Annotated in this window: 17 protein-coding genes; 13 read left to right on the top strand and 4 right to left on the bottom strand. The window is 66.0% G+C overall.

Annotated features, from left to right (window positions below):
• The first annotated feature begins 259 nt into the window (after positions 1–259).
• The gene (locus OG828_RS14830; RefSeq protein ID WP_328436333.1) at positions 260–1,498 is read left to right on the top strand and encodes an IS256 family transposase; all 1,239 of its coding nucleotides are present in this window, start codon (positions 260–262) and stop codon (positions 1,496–1,498) included.
• 162 nt (positions 1,499–1,660) lie between these two features.
• Here the strand turns inward: OG828_RS14830 and OG828_RS14825 are convergent, their stop codons facing one another.
• Positions 1,661–3,037, bottom strand: a complete 1,377-nt coding sequence (locus OG828_RS14825; RefSeq protein ID WP_328501396.1) for an IS1380 family transposase — start codon at positions 3,035–3,037, stop codon at positions 1,661–1,663.
• 200 nt (positions 3,038–3,237) lie between these two features.
• On the opposite strand from OG828_RS14825, the gene OG828_RS14820 reads away from it, so the two are divergent.
• From OG828_RS14820 to OG828_RS14790, 7 genes are all read left to right on the top strand, one after another.
• Positions 3,238–3,768 carry a hypothetical protein gene (locus tag OG828_RS14820; RefSeq protein ID WP_328501395.1) on the top strand — a complete coding sequence of 177 codons (531 nt, stop codon included), beginning with the start codon at positions 3,238–3,240 and terminating at the stop codon, positions 3,766–3,768.
• 351 nt (positions 3,769–4,119) lie between these two features.
• Positions 4,120–4,452 carry a hypothetical protein gene (locus OG828_RS14815; protein ID WP_328501394.1) on the top strand — a complete coding sequence of 111 codons (333 nt, stop codon included), beginning with the start codon at positions 4,120–4,122 and terminating at the stop codon, positions 4,450–4,452.
• Positions 4,449–5,396 (top strand): WXG100 family type VII secretion target, encoded by a 948-nt coding sequence (locus OG828_RS14810; RefSeq protein WP_328355656.1) that lies wholly within the window; start codon positions 4,449–4,451, stop codon positions 5,394–5,396. Before OG828_RS14815 ends, OG828_RS14810 begins: the two co-directional genes overlap by 4 nt.
• Before the next feature lie 28 nt (positions 5,397–5,424).
• Positions 5,425–6,042, top strand: coding sequence for a hypothetical protein (locus tag OG828_RS14805; protein ID WP_328501393.1), 618 nt, complete (start codon positions 5,425–5,427; stop codon positions 6,040–6,042).
• 542 nt (positions 6,043–6,584) lie between these two features.
• Positions 6,585–6,812, top strand: coding sequence for a hypothetical protein (locus OG828_RS14800; RefSeq protein WP_328501392.1), 228 nt, complete (start codon positions 6,585–6,587; stop codon positions 6,810–6,812).
• Between the two features lie 69 nt (positions 6,813–6,881).
• The gene (locus OG828_RS14795; protein ID WP_328501391.1) at positions 6,882–9,149 is read left to right on the top strand and encodes a DUF6571 family protein; all 2,268 of its coding nucleotides are present in this window, start codon (positions 6,882–6,884) and stop codon (positions 9,147–9,149) included.
• On the top strand, positions 9,142–9,708 hold the full coding sequence (locus tag OG828_RS14790; protein WP_328501390.1) for a hypothetical protein: 567 nt from the start codon (positions 9,142–9,144) through the stop codon (positions 9,706–9,708). Before OG828_RS14795 ends, OG828_RS14790 begins: the two co-directional genes overlap by 8 nt.
• A 172-nt stretch (positions 9,709–9,880) precedes the next feature.
• On the opposite strand, the gene OG828_RS14785 is transcribed toward OG828_RS14790, so the two are convergent.
• Positions 9,881–10,288 carry an ATP-binding protein gene (locus OG828_RS14785; RefSeq protein ID WP_328501389.1) on the bottom strand — a complete coding sequence of 136 codons (408 nt, stop codon included), beginning with the start codon at positions 10,286–10,288 and terminating at the stop codon, positions 9,881–9,883.
• Positions 10,289–10,524: 236 nt separating this feature from the next.
• Here OG828_RS14785 and OG828_RS14780 point away from each other — a divergent pair, with 236 nt between their 5' ends.
• From OG828_RS14780 to OG828_RS14760, 5 genes are all read left to right on the top strand, one after another.
• Entirely contained in the window at positions 10,525–11,376 is an 852-nt protein-coding gene (locus OG828_RS14780) for a helix-turn-helix domain-containing protein (protein WP_328501388.1), read from the top strand.
• A complete protein-coding gene (locus OG828_RS14775) occupies positions 11,373–11,594 on the top strand; it encodes a DUF397 domain-containing protein (RefSeq protein WP_328501387.1) in 222 nt (73 codons plus the stop codon). The genes OG828_RS14780 and OG828_RS14775 overlap by 4 nt, the downstream gene beginning before the upstream one ends.
• 527 nt (positions 11,595–12,121) lie before the next feature.
• Positions 12,122–12,979, top strand: a complete 858-nt coding sequence (locus tag OG828_RS14770; RefSeq protein ID WP_328501386.1) for a hypothetical protein — start codon at positions 12,122–12,124, stop codon at positions 12,977–12,979.
• A gap of 402 nt (positions 12,980–13,381) precedes the next feature.
• A complete protein-coding gene (locus OG828_RS14765) occupies positions 13,382–14,002 on the top strand; it encodes a DUF2975 domain-containing protein (RefSeq protein ID WP_328501385.1) in 621 nt (206 codons plus the stop codon).
• Positions 14,002–14,226 carry a helix-turn-helix domain-containing protein gene (locus tag OG828_RS14760; RefSeq protein WP_328438212.1) on the top strand — a complete coding sequence of 75 codons (225 nt, stop codon included), beginning with the start codon at positions 14,002–14,004 and terminating at the stop codon, positions 14,224–14,226. The genes OG828_RS14765 and OG828_RS14760 overlap by 1 nt, the downstream gene beginning before the upstream one ends.
• Before the next feature lie 175 nt (positions 14,227–14,401).
• Here OG828_RS14760 and OG828_RS14755 read toward each other — a convergent pair whose 3' ends face one another.
• Positions 14,402–15,835 (bottom strand): non-reducing end alpha-L-arabinofuranosidase family hydrolase, encoded by a 1,434-nt coding sequence (locus OG828_RS14755; protein ID WP_328501384.1) that lies wholly within the window; start codon positions 15,833–15,835, stop codon positions 14,402–14,404.
• Between the two features lie 404 nt (positions 15,836–16,239).
• On the bottom strand, positions 16,240–17,265 hold the full coding sequence (locus OG828_RS14750; RefSeq protein ID WP_328501383.1) for a YncE family protein: 1,026 nt from the start codon (positions 17,263–17,265) through the stop codon (positions 16,240–16,242).
• Positions 17,266–17,497: the final 232 nt, after the last annotated feature.

Raw genomic sequence — 17,497 nt, 5'->3', positions numbered from 1 at the left:
TTCCAACCGAACTCGTCTTGTCGCGCGATCGGGCGAGCGATCTACGATCGGGTCGCCCTATTAGCCTCGAAGTTTCGTGACGGTCCGCTGACGGAGTCGGGATCGTGCCCCTTGTCGTGGTGTAGCCGATCAAGGTGTGGGAGTGCGCGGGCGTCTGCCCGGGGCGCACACCTGATGGGGGTGGCCACTCCCTGACCAAAGGCGGGCCATCGTGCAACTCTCCCTGCTAAAACGCCAGTTCAAGCGGTAGGAGTGCACGATGGCCCTGTCTCAGTCTGACCTGATACGGCTGCTGGAGTCACTACGCTCGTCGGACGGAATCGAACTCGTCCGCAGCGTGGCCGAGCGGATGCTGCAAGAGCTGATCGAGGCCGAAGCCACCGCGCACATCGGCGCGGAGTGGAACGAGCACACCGCCTCGCGGACGGCCCTGCGCAACGGGCACCGCGACAAGGTGCTGACCACGCTGGCCGGCGACCTGGACCTGGAGATCCCCAAGGTCCGCACCGGCAGCTTCTTCCCGAGCCTGCTGGAACGGCGGCGCCGCATCGACCAGGCCCTCTACGCCGTCATCATGGAGGCATACGTGCACGGGGTCTCCACCCGCAGCGTGGACGACCTGGTCAAAGCGCTGGGCGGCGACACCGGCATCTCCAAGTCCGAGGTCTCGCGGATCTGCGCGGCCCTGGACGAGCCTCTGACCGTCTTCCGCACCCGGCCCCTGGACCACACCCGCTTCCCCTACGTCTACCTGGACGCGACCTACTGCAAGGTGCGGGTCGACCACCGGATCGTCTCCCAGGCCGTCGTGATCGCCACCGGTATCACCGAGGACGGCGGACGCGAGGTCCTCGGGCTGATGGTCGGCGACAGTGAGACCGAGGTGTTCTGGAAGGAGTTCCTGCGCTCCCTGCGTGAACGCGGGCTCAGTGGCGTCCGCCTCGTCATCACCGACAACCACTCCGGCCTGGTCGCCGCAGTCCGCAAGGTGATGCTCGGAGCCGCCTGGCAGAGGTGCAGGGTTCATTTCCTGCGCAATGTCTTCGGCGTGATCGACAAGGAGTCCGGCGAGATGGTCGCCGCGACGATCCGCACGATCTTCACCCAGCCCACCGCGGACCTCGTGCGCACCCAGCTCGACACCGTCGCCGACATGCTCGGGAGCCAGTTTCCCAAGGTCAGGACCATGCTCCTGGACGCGAAGGAGGACCTGACCGCGTTCGCTGACTTCCCGCCCCGGCACTGGAAGAAGATCCAGTCCACCAACCCGCTGGAACGGATCAACCGGGAGATCAAGCGTCGAACCGACGTCGTCCAGGTCTTCCCCAACCCGCCCGCCCTGGAACGGCTGACGACCGCCGTGCTCTGCGAGATGCACGACGAATGGATCGCCTTTCCCCGCCGCTATCTCCCCGAAGGCAGCATGGACAAGCTCTACCCAGAGCTCCCCGAAAGCGCCCCCGCACTCCCCAACACCACGAACAAGCCCACCAGTTGATCGGCTACACCACGACAAGGGGCACGATCGGAGTCGGTGGACCGTTTTCGTGTTGTGGGCTGAGGCTGTGGAGGCCGAAGACCCGAGTGTCGCCTCGGGATGGCGCCGGATTCCACTGCTCCGGGTGTTGAGGTGCTGCCGAAGGGACGGGGAACGTGGTGGTCAGCCTGGGTCGGGCAGTTGGGTGAGCCGGTCGAGGGCTGCGGTGATGTGATCGGTCCAGGGCCAGTGCCGGGCCAGGCGGAGGATTCGCCGACGGCCGGTGGTCACGAGCTGTCCGGCCGCGGTGAACAGGCGGAGCCGTAGTCGGCGGGGCTCCCAGAGTCTGGTTTTGCCGGTCAGGGCGAGCATCGGCATCCAGGCCAGCAGGTCGAGAGCGATCTGCACGATCTCCAGCCATATCCGGTTCTGGGCCGTGCGGTGCAGGGGCAGGTTGCGCAGGCCGGTGGTTCGGGCGGCGCGGATGCGGTCCTCGGCCCGGGCCCGCAGCCGGTGACGGAGCTCGAGTTCCGCGATCGGTCGGCCCGAGGTGTTGGTGGCGAAACAGGTCAGCCGCATGCCGTCCGCATCCGTGAGCCGCAACTGGGCCCCGGGGTGCGGTCGTTCCTTCCTGACGATCAGCCGCATGCCCTTGGGCCAGCCGTCCAGAACGTCGCCGGTGAGTTCAGCGACCCAGGCGCCGTCGCGGATCTCGCCGTCCGCCTCGACGGCCGCCGTCCAGGCCGATGCCGGAACCTTCAGCACCTGCTGGTGGACCTGCTCGGTGATCACCATGCCGACCGAGTAGGACAGCCACCGTCCCCGCTGAGCGAGCCAGGCGACGAAGTCGTGAGTACCGCCCGCGGAGTCGGTGCGGATCAGGGTCCGGCGCCCGCGCCGGTACTTCTTCGGCAGCTGGGCCAGGGCCAGTTGGGCGGCGGTGATGTGGTCGGTGGCCGTGTTCGATCCCGCGTTGCCCGGTCTGAGCAGGGCGGCGACCGGTTCACCCGTGCCGCCGCTTCCGTGGTCGACGAACCCCATCAGCGGGTGGTGGCCGTAGGTTCGCTTCCACGTGGGTGCGGCGTCCTCCTTGTCCGAGTGCGCGATCACCAGCACACCGTCGAGGTCCACGGTCACCGTCCCGCCCGCATCAGGGGCTTTCCGGTCGGCCAACCGCCAGACATGTCGGCGGACTTCAGCCCGCGCGGCACGGATGGCCTGCAGGGCCTTCTCCCCGGAGGCTGCGAGGGCGTCGATGAGGCGGGAGACCGTCGGGTCGGAGGCCACCGGCCCGAACACGGCCGGCTCGGCCCGCAGCATGGCGACATCCGCGAGGCAGTCCCCGCCCAGCGCGACCGCCAGGGCCATGTCCAGCAGGGTCTTGCCCGGGTCGTGCACCGCTCGAGCCTTCCGCCACGGCGTCAGCGCCGCTGATATCGCGGTGTCCAAACCGGCCTTGCGGACGGTCTCGACCAGCAGCACGCCCCCGGCCTGTGAGACCACCGCCCGGCCGCCGCCCTCGATGCGGACGTGCGGGTACGACCCGATACGCTTCTTCACCTGGAGAGTGCTTCTTTCCGTGCAGCCAACAGGACCCTAGACAAGTCCCATCGTTGCAGGTCAGGAGCGCTCTCCGCTTATTTGATCAAGCCTCGGACACCCCACTTGGTGAAAGCGTGAGGTTAGACGGCACCGAGACCTGAGGGCTCTTTCGGGGCCATCAACCTCACATGTACAACCGACGACCAGGAGTAGTGCGCGTGAAGACGGACGTCCCCGTCCCCGTGGTCAAGTGTGCGTTCGACGACCCGGGAACCCGGCTGATGCACGAGCGCGTTCGCAGAAGAGCCCTCGTCAATCTCCTGTTCCGAGCCGTGGGCTGGATCGCCTTGCTGATCGTGGCCCGCACGGTCGAAACCGACGCGCAACTCGTCGAGGGGACTGCTTCGTTCCTTCTGATCCCCACCGCGTTCTTGCTCTCCGGGCCGGCAAGGAAGCTGCGCTGGCTGCGGAGCATCGAACCTATGCTGCGATCGTTCCCCTGGCAGCACTGTGTCGTGACTCGTGACCAAGGCACGCAGGTGAGCCGCGGAACTGGGGTACGGGTTGGGCTTGGTGCCGATGCAGGCGACAAGGAATGGTCTGGGATCATGTCTGCCCGGACCTGGCGCCGGCGCCGACCGAGGTCGAGGCAGTTGGAGGACGGTGTCTGGTTTGCAGGCGGCCTGGACCGCGGGGGCGTCGTCGCGAAGCCCGGCGGTGAAGTGCTGATGACCGTCCAGCGCCCGTAGGATCGTCCGGCGGCTCGGGCCCTGGTGGGGAGAGTTGTAGGGCGTTCCACATGGCGGCGAACTGTTCGGCAGCGAAGTTCTTGTGGTTGCCGAGGAGGCGTCTGCGGATCTCCCATTCAGGGTCGGTGGCGCGATGGTGGCCGTCTCGATCGGCTCTGCGGATGCCCCCCCGTTTCACGCAGATCTCTCGTGCCCCTGTGGAGCGTTTGCGCCAGGCTGCCACAAGCGGGCAGTAATCCGCCTGATCCTCACCGCCACCGCATCTACACGTGGGGTGCGGCGGTGGTGGCCAATGCGGCCTATGTAGGGTTGTGAGTCCTTGATCTGAGCACGACGGTGCATGGGGGATGCATGGCGCAGCAGTACGCCGTCACGCAGAAAGCGTTGACGCGATTCTCGAAGACAGCTCAGGACCGCGCCCGCCGGTTGCGGGAGATACGCCGAGTGCTGGGTACGCATTCTCCTAGCGCGGGTGCCTTCGGCAAGCTCCAGGAGTCCGAGGAGACCGGCGAGGACTACCGCGAGCGCGTCGAGGCCACGCTGGAGAACCTCGACTTCGCCGCAGAGCAGCAGGACCAGATCTCCGAACTCATCGAGCGGACTGCCCGCTCGTACCAGGAGGCAGAGGACCACACTGCGGACCAGCTTCGTACCATCGCGGCCGAGGCCAGGTGGGCGCAGTGAGTGGGCCGGCAGGCGCGGCGGTCGATGCCTACAGCAAGGTCAATGACTGGATGAGCCCGCTCAGCGGGCTGCTGGACGAGCTGATGCGCCCGGTGGTGGAACCGTTGGCCGAGCAACTCGAATTCGTCACGGGCGATCCCGAGGGTCTGCAAAGCGCGGCCGACCTCTGGAACAAGCAAGCTGATGAGCTCCGCGATCTCATCGCCGACCAGCGCCGTGACCGCGCGGATCTCGCTCATGAGTGGTCCGGTGACGCGGCACGCCGGTTCATGGAGGAACTCGTCGACTTGGAGGCGGAGTTCGAGGCTGAGGCCGCGGACATGGACGCCACGGCTGAGTTGCTTCGTGAAGCGGCCGAAGAATGTCGTGTGATCCAGGACATGGTCGAGACGATCATCCGAGAGCTGATCGAATGGGCCCTGATTACCCTTGCTGCTTCCGCGGCCTTCGCCGCGCTGACAGCAGGTATTTCCGCAGCAGCCGGGGCAGCAGCGGCCGCCGCCGAAGGTGCTTTGGCCGCCACCCGAATCGCTAGCCTGGTGGCACGGCTCGCCCAGACGCTGAGGAAGATCGCGGATGCCATGAAGGCCCTCAAGGCGCTCGCAAAGACGAACAGGTTCAGCACGGCCAAGCCGTGGACCTGGAAGCACGTCGGTGACTTGAAAACCGCCGATGGACTGACAGCCTTCGCTGCCCATCGGACTGTGAAGACCGTTGGAAAGGCCGCGCTCGGCGCGGCCGGTCTCACCGGTGACCCTGTCGGGCAGACTGCTCAGGAGGGTGTGGAAGGGGCCGCGGGCATCGCTGCCGAAGAAGTCGACGACCGGCTGGCGGGTAACCGAAACCCCAGCACGTCCGCTCGTGAGGAGTCGGGCATCGCCAATCCGTCCGACAATGATCGACGGACGGTGGAACCTCGATATTGGGACAATCCCTTCGGCTGACCACTCATCTGATCAGAGGGAACGCAGGATGAACGAGGACTGCCGTGACCAGGTCCAACCGCATCTTCAACCGGGAGAGCGGCTACTCGCGGTATGTGAATGCGAGACGGCTCCCGGTGTGCCGGAGCGGCCGGTATGGCTACGGCAGCCGCCTAGGGAGTCAGAGCTGGAGCGCCGGCTCAAGTCCCGCCTGCCCGGGGCAGTGCAGAGGTTCCTGCGGCCGAGCGAACCGAAGGCCGTCACTCGGTTCGAGCGGACGGTGGAAGGCGCTGAACAGACGGTCGAGGATGCCCTCGCCCGGGGAGCCCACGGCGGGGGCATGCACGGCGGCTGGGAGAGCCAGGCAGGGCAGTTCTTGGTGACGCACTACACGGCCGCACGTCTGCCCGCCACGACGCTGGCGGTCGTGTTCACCGAACGCCGGGTGCTGGTCCTCGCGGACCGCGCAAAACTCTGGCAGACGGATCGGGCGTACGAACTTCAGTGGGAGGCCCCACGGTCTGCTGTCCTCGGAGTACGTGCGAAGCCCAAGGGTGTTTTCCAGCGCGGCCGGTTCGAGCTGGAGTTTGCGGACGGGTCGTGGATCGCATTGGTGGCGTCGGTGCCCACACACGCGGAGTCGTTTGCTGCGCAAGTAGGCGGCTAACGTGTCCGTCATGGCGCCACCGTCAGTTCCGAAGCTGATTCCGGTAGTGGGCTGGTTGAGTTCCCCATGGGCCGTGGTCGGCCGAGGCCCAACTTTCAGTTGTCCGATCAGCGGGCAAGCAGCCCCGACTCAGGCCGTGCAACATGACGGATACCATGACGACTTGCCACTGCATTTCCGGCCGCTCCGTGACTTCCTGCTTGTAGCCCACCAAGGCTAGTGATCGCATCTTCGGTCGTGGTGTGACCTCTGCTGACGATTTCCACCGTGCGTCGGTGTGGGATGGAGGGCGGCTGTACGCGTTGACCACAGATTGTGCGTAGAAGCCACACTCAACTCCGTTGAGTAGCCGGGATACACTAAGGGACTATCGACGTGCTCGCGTCAATTGTCGATACTTTTCCTCCCAAACGGAACGTAAAAGGCATGGGGGACAGTGCGTGTCAGTCGGAACGGAAATCGAGGATCCAGCGGCACTCAATCGTGCGAGCACCGGCGCGCGGGAGGTCGCGGGGCGGACGCGAACCGTCGGCGCTCATCCGGTGGACGAGACGCGATCGGCTTCCCGGGACTTCGGCACCGGCAACTGGGACGGCGGGCTGGGCGGTGCGCTCACCAACCTGGCTGAGACCTGGTCAGCTCAGGTCTCCGCACTCGCGGGCAAGTGCGACAGCCTCGCCAGCCAGTGCGGCGGTACGGGAATGCTGTATCAGCGCACCGAGGCGGCGAACACGCAGAACATGAACTCTCTGGCAAGTGACTTCGGCTGAACTAGGACCTCCACCACCGCCGCGACAGCTTGACCAAACTCGCCACTCCACGGGGGACTTGCCGAGCCCATGCCGACGTACGAGCAGCTGTATCACCTCAGCCTCAGCAACCTCAAAACCGCAGCTGAACGCTGGCAGGAGACCGTCACCAAGTTCAAGGGGCTGCATACCGCCTACGGCGACCACGTCGCGCGCCCCTTCCAGCAGGCCGGCTGGACGCAGCCGGTTCTGACGGCGGCCAAAGCAGACAACGACGTACGCGCCGCCCACCAGGAGTTCGAGGACGCCCAGAAGGAAGCGCGGGGTATCGCCGGTGTCCTCTCGACGCTGCACGCCGAGCTGAAAAGGGCGAAGGACGACCTCCACCACCTCGCTGATGTCGAGGCCAAGAAGCAGGACCTCGTCGTGAGCGCTACTGGCGTCGTCAGCCCGCGCAACGATCTCTCCCAGGACGTCGGCGCCCGGCACGATCCCGACGGCCAGGCCCTGATCCGAGAACAGCACGAGGCCTGCGAGGCCTTTGCTCGCCGTATCGAACGCGTCCTCCAGCGCGCAGCCGACGCCGACGAGACCGCCTGCTGGGCCCTGCGCCGCGACCTCGGCGGAAACAAGGCCGACTTCAACTCGAAGGTCGTCACCTCCCTCGACGAAGCCGACGCCACACATGCCGCCGAGCTGCTGAGGAAGGGTGACAAGCTCACTGACACCGAGCTCTCCGAGCTCAACCACCTGATGAAGGCCAACCAGAACGACCCGGTCTTCGCCACCCGCTTCTATCAGCAGGTCGGTCAGGAGGGCGCTCTGCAGATGTACGGTCAGCTGGCCCTGCAGACAGCCGATGCCAGCGACGGGCGCAAGGCCCTGCTCCGGGAGATGCAGCGCGGCATGGGCCACACCCTGGCCACTGCAACCGACCCGGACAGCAAACCTCACCTGTCCGAGAAGTGGTCCGCCGACTTGCGCAAACTCGGCACCCAGCACATCCAGCTCTACGACAACGGCATGCGCGAGGGCCCCTACGGCTACCAGCTTCTGGGCGGCATCCTCCGCTACGGCAATTACGACTCCACGTTCCTGACGCCTGTCGCCGAGCACGTCACCCAACTCCATGCCAAGGACCCGTACTTCTTCGCCAACACGAAGTACGACATCGGCGACCCCCAGTACGGCTTCAACCCTTCTGGCAAGAATGGCGCAGGCTTCGACCCCATGAACAGCGTCCTCGAAGCCCTCGGTCACAGTCCCGAAGCCGCCACCGACTACTTCACCCCACCTATGGAGGCGTACGCCAAGGACGGCGCTCACACGGGCACTCTCTCCGAGATTGGCGACACCGACAGCTACCTGGACTTCCTCGTCAACGAGGACTACGAGTCCTTCCCCGACATCACCGGCCACGACCCCGACGCCGCCCAGAAGTCCGCGAACGACTTCCCCGACGCCCTCGGCCATGCCCTCGAGGCCGCCACCACCGGCCGCCCCTGGGATGGCGACCCCAACGCCGTCTCCGTCCCGCACACGGAAGACCAGGCCAGTCTGACCCGCCAGATCGTTGACAAGTTCGGTGGTCAGGGAGGTCCCGAACTCCTCAATGGCGAAGACGGTGCCCCGTACGAGGCGGCCCGCGACAGCCTCGGCAATATCGCCGCTGAATACATGGGTGATGTCCAGAGAGCTGTCTCCGGACATGATGACTTGCCCGTGTCAGGCGCATCGGCCGGGTTGCAGGCGTCCGCTACGGAACCTTTCCTCGCCGCAGTGGGCCAGGACCCGGAGGCGTATGCCGCTATCACGGGATCTCAACAGGCTTACACCAGTGGGATCGTTGACAACGTGGTTAACGGTGACTCGAGCTCCACCGTGGGCGACGCCGAACGGGTCAAGCAGGCTGTCGCACCTGGTTCCATCGTGGCGGGCATCATGAGTGAGGCCCGCGCGGAGGCAGTTTTCGATACTCACCGAGCCAGCGACGCAGAATTCAACGAGTCGGCTGAGACCGCCAACAAGTGGGTGGGCCGTGGTCTTGGTTTGGCGACCGGGGCTATCAGGGTGCCAGTCGTTGGAGACGTCACTGGATGGGTTGTCGAAGACATCCAAAGCAGCGTCATGGCGAGCATTCAGCGGGACACCACCACGGAGGCCCGGTACGAGGCAGGACTCGAGTACACCGCAGGCCGGGAAAGTACCCAGGACGCGGCAGCAGCGGCCGTCGATCGAGCGACAACAAACAGCCAGTTGAATCAGGACACGATCGGCGATCTGCGGAGGGCGGCTATTACCCAGGCTGGAGCGAGCCACTCTGAGGGATCTCAGTGGGAGGATTCGCGGCATGGGTGAGTACCGAAGGAACGTGCCAACGGCATTGGGAGTGATGGCGGTCGTCTCTGCCGCGGCACTCGTGGCGTCCTGCAGTGCGGGCGAAGAGACACGCGAGTATGCCGTCCCCGACAAGGTATGCGGTATATCCGTCGCACCCAAGCTCGTGCAGCCGCTCCTGCCACCCGGGAAGTCCATCGATGCTGGCGAGTCGCTGACAGGCCCCGACGATACTCAGCGGTGTGCGGTGTTGATCGACGACGATACCGCGGTCGACATCACGGGCCAGCGGTATCCGGATGCGCTGGGAGCGAAGGATATCGCCCTGAATTATCTCGGTGTTCCCGCCGACGAGCTTGGGCAGACGAACGCTGATGATTCGGTCATGGCGTGGGATTCCCGGATTGTCGGTGTGACAGAGTGCACGGGCTATCCGACAGATGCAGCCGGCCGGAGCACCAAGAGGTACTCCATCATGATCGAGGCGTCCCACCCGGTCGACGCAACGGCTCGACAGAAGGCGCTGGAGCTTCTCCTCCCGCAATATCTGAAAGCTGCTGCCCGAGCCCTTGGCTGCTGATGACTCGGAGCCACGTCGTGGCTCCCTTCCAAAGAGTTCACGCAACTGGTGTGCAAGATTGTTCCCAACGTGGCGCAGGCCGACGGCTGCTGAACTCGGGCCGTCCATCGGCCGGCGTGGTTACGTACAGGCCAGAGGGTTGTGGCTCACGATCCGGACATGGATGCGTGACCTACGCGGCAACGAGTTCGCACCATACGCATTTCCCTCGGTTGCCGTTCCTGGTCAGCGGCTGCCACCCCCAGACGTCGGCGCAGGCGCGGACCAGTGCGAGGCCGCGGCCTTCCTCCGCGTCGGTCAAGTCGTCGAGTTTTGATGGCGGTTCCGGTGGCTGGGGATCAGCGTCCCAGGCGCCGATACGCAGCACGCCGTCGCGCCATCGCAGGCGCAGGGCGGCAGGTCCCTTGGTGTGGCGTACGGCGTTGGAGATCAGCTCCGCCGCGAGGAGTTCGGCGGTGTCGGTGAGGCGGATCAAGCCGTGCATCGTGAGGATCAGGCGAACGGTGCGGCGACAGACGGTGACGGCGCGTGGGTCGTTCGGGATGCAGAGGGAGTACTCCCAGGGTTCGTTTTCGGGCATGACGGAACTCCTGTCGAAGTAAGGGGAGCTGGCGACCTCTGCGGAAGGGCCGGTGGTGGCAGTGCCGCAGCCGTCATGGCATGACGGAGCGGTGCGCTTCCGGGATCCGGCCGATCTCGCAGCGTGTGCGTGGCGATACCGACAGTAGGTACCAATGTTGGAACGCTGCAAGTCGTTGTCGTAATCTGACGTCTAACGGGTCACCGTTCCAAGGTTGCTGAGGCAGGGAGGCGTTCGTGCCGCGGAGACGGGAGCCCACCGCGCGGCAGGCGCGACTGGGTGCAGAACTACTGAAACTGCGCGACGCGGCGGGGCTCTCGGGGCGCGAGGCTGCTGCGTTGCTCGGAACCGATGCGGCACGGCTCAGCCAGATCGAGTCCGGGGTCGGGGGCGTGAGTGAAGACACTGTGCGACGCGTTGCGGCCAACTATTCCTGCGCCGATGCCGAGTTGATTGAGGCTCTCGTGGCCATGGCGACCGATCGGTCCCGGGGCTGGTGGGAGGAGTACCGAGGCAAGCTCCCCAATACGTTCCTGGACCTTGCCGAGTTGGAACACCACTGCACGTTTCGGCTGGACGTGGAGTTCTTGCACATCCCCGGCCTTTTCCAGACTGAGGCCTACGCCCGTGCTGTCTTCTCGTACCGAGTCCCCGAGCTGCCCGACGCCGACCTCGAGCGGAGGGTTCGTCACCGAATGGCACGCAAGGTGATCATCGAGGGCCCGGCCGTTGTCCCGTATGAAGCGGTGATTCACGAAGCGGCACTGCGCATCAGGGTCGGCGACCGCACCGCGACGCGGACTCAACTCGCCCGCGTCCTCGAACTGAGCGAAGCGGACCATGTCGCGGTGCGGGTGATTCCTTTCGACCTGGACGGCTTTGCCGGGGCCACAAACTCGATGATGTACGTGGGTGGTGTCGTGCCGAAGCTGGATACGGCGGTACGCGACGGGCCTCAGGGTGCTGGCTTCATCGACTCCGAGGCCCAGCTCGGCGCTTTTCGAACGCTCTTCCGTAAAGTGGAGGCCGTGTCGCTCGACCCCGAGAGATCGCGTGACTTCATCCACAAGCTGGCGAAGGAATTGTGAGGCGCACCGTGATTACCCCCGACAACTGGCGGAAGTCGTCTTACTCAGGCAGCGGTGACGGCAACAACTGCGTCGAGATAGTCAACCTCCAGACGCGAGTCGCGATACGCGACTCCAAGACCCCGGCGCAGGGCACGATCTCTCTCCCGGCCGGCACCTTCTCGGCGTTCATCAGCGGCCTCAAGGCCGACGCCGGTCGTGATATCGAAGGCCCGTAGGGTTTTGGTGGCCAGATTCTCTAGGGGGGTCGGCTCCGCGATCATTGCGATCCAGCTCAGGATGCCCACGGGGATGGCGACCACAACGGCGTAGCCTGGCCAGTTGGCCACCTTCTGGCGCAGTGAAGGCTCCCGAGGGCGGGCCTCGCGGCGTTGTCCCTCCGCCCGCGGCTTGATCGCCTGGTATGCCAGGACCGCGAGGACGGCCACGCAGACCGCGACCTGCCAGAGGTTGCCCACGACGCCCCAGAACCCTGCCCGTTGAATTGTCTCCGGCTCTATCCCCTGTTGGGCGTCGAACTCGGTGCCGTCCGGATAGTCGTGCCCGGTGTCCTGGAGGTTGACGAAGATGACCATCGGCGGTGCCGCCGTCCGGCGTGAAGTCCCCTGAGTATGTCGATGAAGGGCGGATCTGGCGTTGATCTTGGGGAGCCGTCACGGCGGGTCACTGATGCACCACCTTCCACGCCGTAGACGACGTGCTCGGCCTGAATCTGCTGCCCTACAGGCGGTCCGGGAGGAGGACGGTGAGGGACACCCAGGGGCGCGCTAGGCTGCCGTTCTTCGGCGGATGGGGGCAGGGCATGTGGCAGCGGGGGACGGGGATACGGGCTGCCGTGCTCGGCGCGGCCCTGATGGTCCTCGTCGGCTGCGGTTCCCAGGCCGCCGGGACCGATGAGGAGACGACGACAGGTGAGGCCACGGCCTCCGCCTGGACGATCGCCGCTCCGATTCGGATCGACGGTGTCCGTGCCGCCGGCGGTGGCCGGTCTCTGGTGGTCGGTGCCGAAGTGCCTGACGGGGCACGCGACTGTGTGCGCGGCCTGCGCGGTGAGCTGGAGACCGTCGAGCACGGCACGGTGTACGTGAGGGTCACGTTCGAGACGCGTTCCCTGGACCAGGACTCCGGCTGCACCGGCACGCGGCGGGTGAAAGCGACGGTGAAGTTGGGCGAGCCCCTGGGCTCGCGCTGGGTCATGGTGAACAGCATGGATGTGTACACCCCCGTCGGTGCCACGCCACCCGCCCTGCGGCAGTGCGGTGAGAACGGCTGCGACCCCACGCCGCCGCGTTGCACCTCGTCCTCGTACGGGCAGGCCGTCAACGACACGGACATCCCCAAGCACACGAGCTGGGAGGAACGCGGCTGCGACGAGACGTGGCTGGTGCTGGACCTGTCGACCCGGATGGGGCCGGCGTGCGGTGACGCCGGCGACGGGTGTTCCTCCTCTGGCGTCTCCCAGCGCTGGTTCTACCGGGCCGAGTCCTCGGGCTGGCGGCCGGTCGCCACGAACGGAGATGCGGGGTGCGCCGGGATCCACAAAGTCCTGCCGGAATTGCCAGAGCACCTCTGTGCGTCGCTGCCGCGGCTCGACCGCGGCTGATCCCCGAGCCTGCGGCCGCTTGGTTACTGGAGTGGAGCAGGATCATCTTGCTGAGTAGTGCGAATCCGGCCCGCCCATAGAGCTGCCTTTTTGATCATTTTCATCCGATGCATGGCACCTTCGACACCCCGGTGAATGCGCGCGCGTGTAGTCCCTGGAGTTCCTCTCGGTGCTGCACCCGGTCATGATTCCCGCCGATTCACGGGTCGGACAAGGCCCTCAGCCCAGGCCCAACCGGCCAGCTGCGCCTTCTCGCCCGGCACGCCACCAGCGGTTACGACCAGCAACTTCAAGGTGAACGGGCTCGGTTCGCCGGAGCAGGAGGACCTCCTTGACAGCACGCATATCGTTTATCGATAGCATCGATAAACGATATGCGTGCGGCGATGGGCAGGGAGAATCATGGGTACGAAGTCCTGGTGGAGCGGCAGCGACAGCCGACTGCTGGAGGCGGCTCTAAGCCTGGCAGTCGTGCTGGTCGGCGTCTTCCAAGTGCTGATCCCGGCCCTCGGAGTGGTCGGTCTCATCGATCCGATGAACACCCGTGAGATCGAGGCCGCGACCACGACCCGGGTAGCGGACACCGTCACCGACGCGGTGGCGGGACACGGCATGGCCCTCACCGGCACCCACCAGGCCGACCTCGTCTTCGCCAGCCCCGACCTGGGTCAGCGTCTGCTGCTCGCCCTGCCGCAGACCATAGACGGCCTGCTCCTGCTCCTCATCCTGGCCGTCCTCCTTCAGATGGCCAGGACCCTGCGCGGCGGCGATGTCTTCGTACCGATGAATGCCCGACGCCTGAGCGTCGTAGGACTCACGGTGCTGGTGCAGACGACCCTCGCCCCGGTACTGCTGGCGTTCACCACGCAGATTCTGGTGAGCGGTGCCCCCATGGCCGAACAGATCCCCTTCTCGGCCACCTTCACCGGCGAGTACGTCCTGCTGGCCCTCCTCATCCTGGCCCTGGGAGAGGTCTTCCGGCGTGGTACGAAGCTTCGCGCCGACACCGAGGGGCTGGTCTGATGCCGCCAGAAGAGGAACACAGGGTCCAGGTCCACCTGGACCGGCTGCTGGCCGAGCGCGGCATGACGCTGTCCGAACTGGCGGCCAGGGTCGGGGTGACGGTGGTCAACCTCTCCATCCTGAAGAACGACCGGGCAAGGGCGATCCGCTTCTCCACCCTCACCGCGATCTGCCGCGAACTGAACTGCCAGCCCGGCGACCTGCTCAGCATCCGCAAGGACTGACCCGCTCCGGAGAAGCTGGACAGAGAGAGGAACCCCAGTCGACGCGCGGCTGGGGTTCCTCGAGTCGGTGAGTATCGGTGAGTATCGGTCAACAGGTGGAGTCGCTCACGCCGTAAGCCACTCGTCTACTCGTCTACGGACCGCACAGCATCGCGATCACCGTGGATCCGGCGGGTCAGCGCTGCAGGGTGAGCACGCCCGGCCGGTACGGCAGTTGCAAGTAGGGGGTGCCCGGCGGTGTGTTGGGGGAGTGGCCCTGGTAGAGGAACTGCAGGTTGCAGGGGTCGATGGTCATGGTCTGGTCGGGGTTGTTGCGGACCAGGTCACCGTGGCTGATGTCGTTGGTCCAGGTGGCACCGCTGTTGGCCTTGCCCGCGAAGGGGTTGCTTTCGGTGGCGGCCTGCGGGGTCCACGAACCGTTCAGGCCGGCGGCCGTGAACGAGCGGAAGAAGCGCTGCTCAGTCGCACCCCGAGCCTCAACGATCATGAGGTACTGGTTCTGGCCCTGGACCTTGTAGACCTCCGGCGCCTCGAACAGGTTCTTCTCCGTGTCGCTCATGATCGTCGTGTACGACGAGCCGAAGCTGCCGGGGAAGTTCCCGATCGGCATGCTCGCCCGGTAGATCTTGCCGTTGTCACCGGCGAAGAACAGGTACATGTTCTGGTTGTCGGCGATCAGCGTCGGGTCGATCGGGACGCCGCCCTCGCCGCCAGGGAAGCTGCCGGTGAACAGCGGCTGCGGCGCGGACCAGCCGTTGGGGTTGGTGGGGTCGCTGGACGTGCGGTAGGCGAACTGCCAGGGGGTACCCCACCCATTCGAGGCCAGTACCCAGATGTTCTTGGGCGCGAAGTAGAACAGTTTGGGCGCCACCGCGAGCTGGCTCATCTCGGTCTGGGTGGCTGACGCCATGTCCGACCAGTTCGTGAAGGGACTGAACCCCATCGTGCCCCAGTTCGATCCGTCAGAGGTCGTCGCGTAGACCAGGCGCTTGCCGTTGTGCGTCGTGGTGGTGAAGTCCTTCAGCGCGATGCCCCCGTTCGCCGGTTGCGCCAGTGGACCCGTCGAGGTCCACCGGTACGTCGACGGAAGAGCACACGCGTTGCCCGTCTCGGACAGGCCGGTCCATTTCTGGTTGTTGGCGCCGTTGCACGTCCAGATCTGCACCGCCGTGGTGTTGGCCGTACCGCCGCCCGAGACGTCCAGGCACAGCCCGGACTGCACGCCGACGATCGTGCCGTCGGAGGTCGCCCGCCACTGCTGGTTCGGACCGCCGTTGCAGGTGTAGATCTGTACCCGGGTCCCGGACGTGGTGGCGTGGCCCGGGACATCCAGGCACTTGTTGCCGTACACGGTCAGCTGGTTGTTGTCCGTCAGCGTCCACTGCTGGTTGGTTCCGCCGTGGCAGTCCCAGATCTGCAGGAACGTGCCGTCGGTCTGGCTGGCGCCCGGCACATCGAGACACCGGCCGGAACCGACACCGCGCACCGCGCCGCTGGTGGCCGCCTGAGCCGGGCCGGCGACGAGCATCGCCGCCAACGTGGCCAGGACCGCGACCGCGGCGGCGAGCACCGCACCCGGATGTCTGCGGCTGAAACTACGTCTATGCATAAGGACCTCGTCATCCTTGAGCGAGCGGCTCCGGTTTGCCCCGTCCGAGGCTGTCCGGCTGTCGGGTGTGGTGCGGTCCTGGAGCATTCGGTATGTCGAACAAGGGTCGAAGTGTCGAGCAACTGGATGATTGAGGCTCCGTTGATCAGCGTCAATACCTCTCGCAGAAATCGAGAGCCGAAACGTTCGCAGGCTGAAACCAAGTGGCTTCAAGTTCTGTGGTCGTACGGGTCTTTGGCGTGGGGGGAGATAGCAGTGCGGGCACGGGCTTGGTGATCATTACGGCTGTTCTGCGCCTGACGATCACGAGAGTGTCCCGTGCCACTGATGCGTCATCCCTGGTCCCTGCCGTGCACCCGCATCCCCGGCCTGCCGAGTTGGGCCCGAACCCAGGGTGGTCGGCCTCAGGAGGCGGCGGGCAGCAGCACCGAAGAGTCCGGTTCCAGCTGGGTGCCGAAGCCGCCGACGACGGCAAGCCGGTCCAGATCGACGACGGCGATCCGGTTGGTGCCCAGCAGGGACACATACGCCAGGGGCCTGCCGGGGTGCAGTGACACGGCGGCCGGGGTCCCGTCGAGCTGAAGGGAGCGGACCGGCCGCAGGTCGGTGCTGAACACGGTGAGGGTGCCCGCGACTATGTCCGTAACCAACAGCCGCTCGTCGTCGAGGGTGTAGACCCGCAGCGGGTCTCCGCCCACCTTCCGGCTCCGCCGCACCTTCATGGTGCGCGCGTCCATGGCGACCAGGGAGGAGCTCTTACGGGCACCGACGAACAGCGTCTTCTCGTCCCGGCTCAGACAGCTGCTCTCGGGCAGTTGGCCGGGAGTCACCAGGAGCGGTGGGACGGAGGCGTCGTGGGGGCGCACAAGGCTCACCGTGTGGGACAACAGGCCGGTGACGTAGGCTCGTTCGCCGTCCCGGCTGAGCGTGAACAGATGGGTCTTCACCCCGTGCGTGGGTACCGCCCTGGTGGGTGCCTGGTCGGTGGTCGGGGCGTCGAAACCGAGCAGTACCGCCTTCTCCTCACTCAGGGCGTACAGCCGGTCGTGGCGGTCGATGCCCATGCCGTGGATGCGGTTGAACGGCCGGGTGTCGATGGTCCGGGCCAGGGACCGCTCGACGAGGTCGATGACGAAGACCGCGGCGCCGCCCTCGCCGACGACGGAGGCCATGCGCACTCCATAGTGCCCGACATAGGCGAATCGCCCGCGCGAGTCGACGACCATCTCATGCGGATAGTCGGGCAGCCCGACGGTCTGCAGGCGCTGCCCCGACGCGGCGTCGTAGAAACCGACCGCGTGGCTGCCCTTCTCCACCACCACCAGTACGTCGGCCTCCGCCGCCCGGGGAGCACCGGCAGCCGGCGTGGTCAGCCCGCTCGCTAACGTTCCGGCGCCCGCCGCCTTGATCACCGTACGACGCGTTACCACAGTCCCTCACCTCGATCTCTCGACAGCCCGTCATCCTCGCCGGCACGGGACCGCGGCCCTCGCGTCCAGGCGTGAGTCTGCTCGACACGGAACCGTAGTAGGCCGGACTGGGACAAGGCCACCGCGCACTTTCTATGTTGAACTGCCCGTTTATCAGGGAGAGTTGCACGATGGCCCGCCTCATGCGCAGGAAGCGGAAGCCCCTCGTGGGTGGGCCCCCCGGGAGTAAGCC

Source organism: Streptomyces sp. NBC_00457 (assembly GCF_036014015.1).
GTDB lineage: Bacteria > Actinomycetota > Actinomycetes > Streptomycetales > Streptomycetaceae > Streptomyces.
Note: the sequence above shows the minus strand (reverse complement) of the source record. Positions and strands in the feature narration are given on the sequence as shown.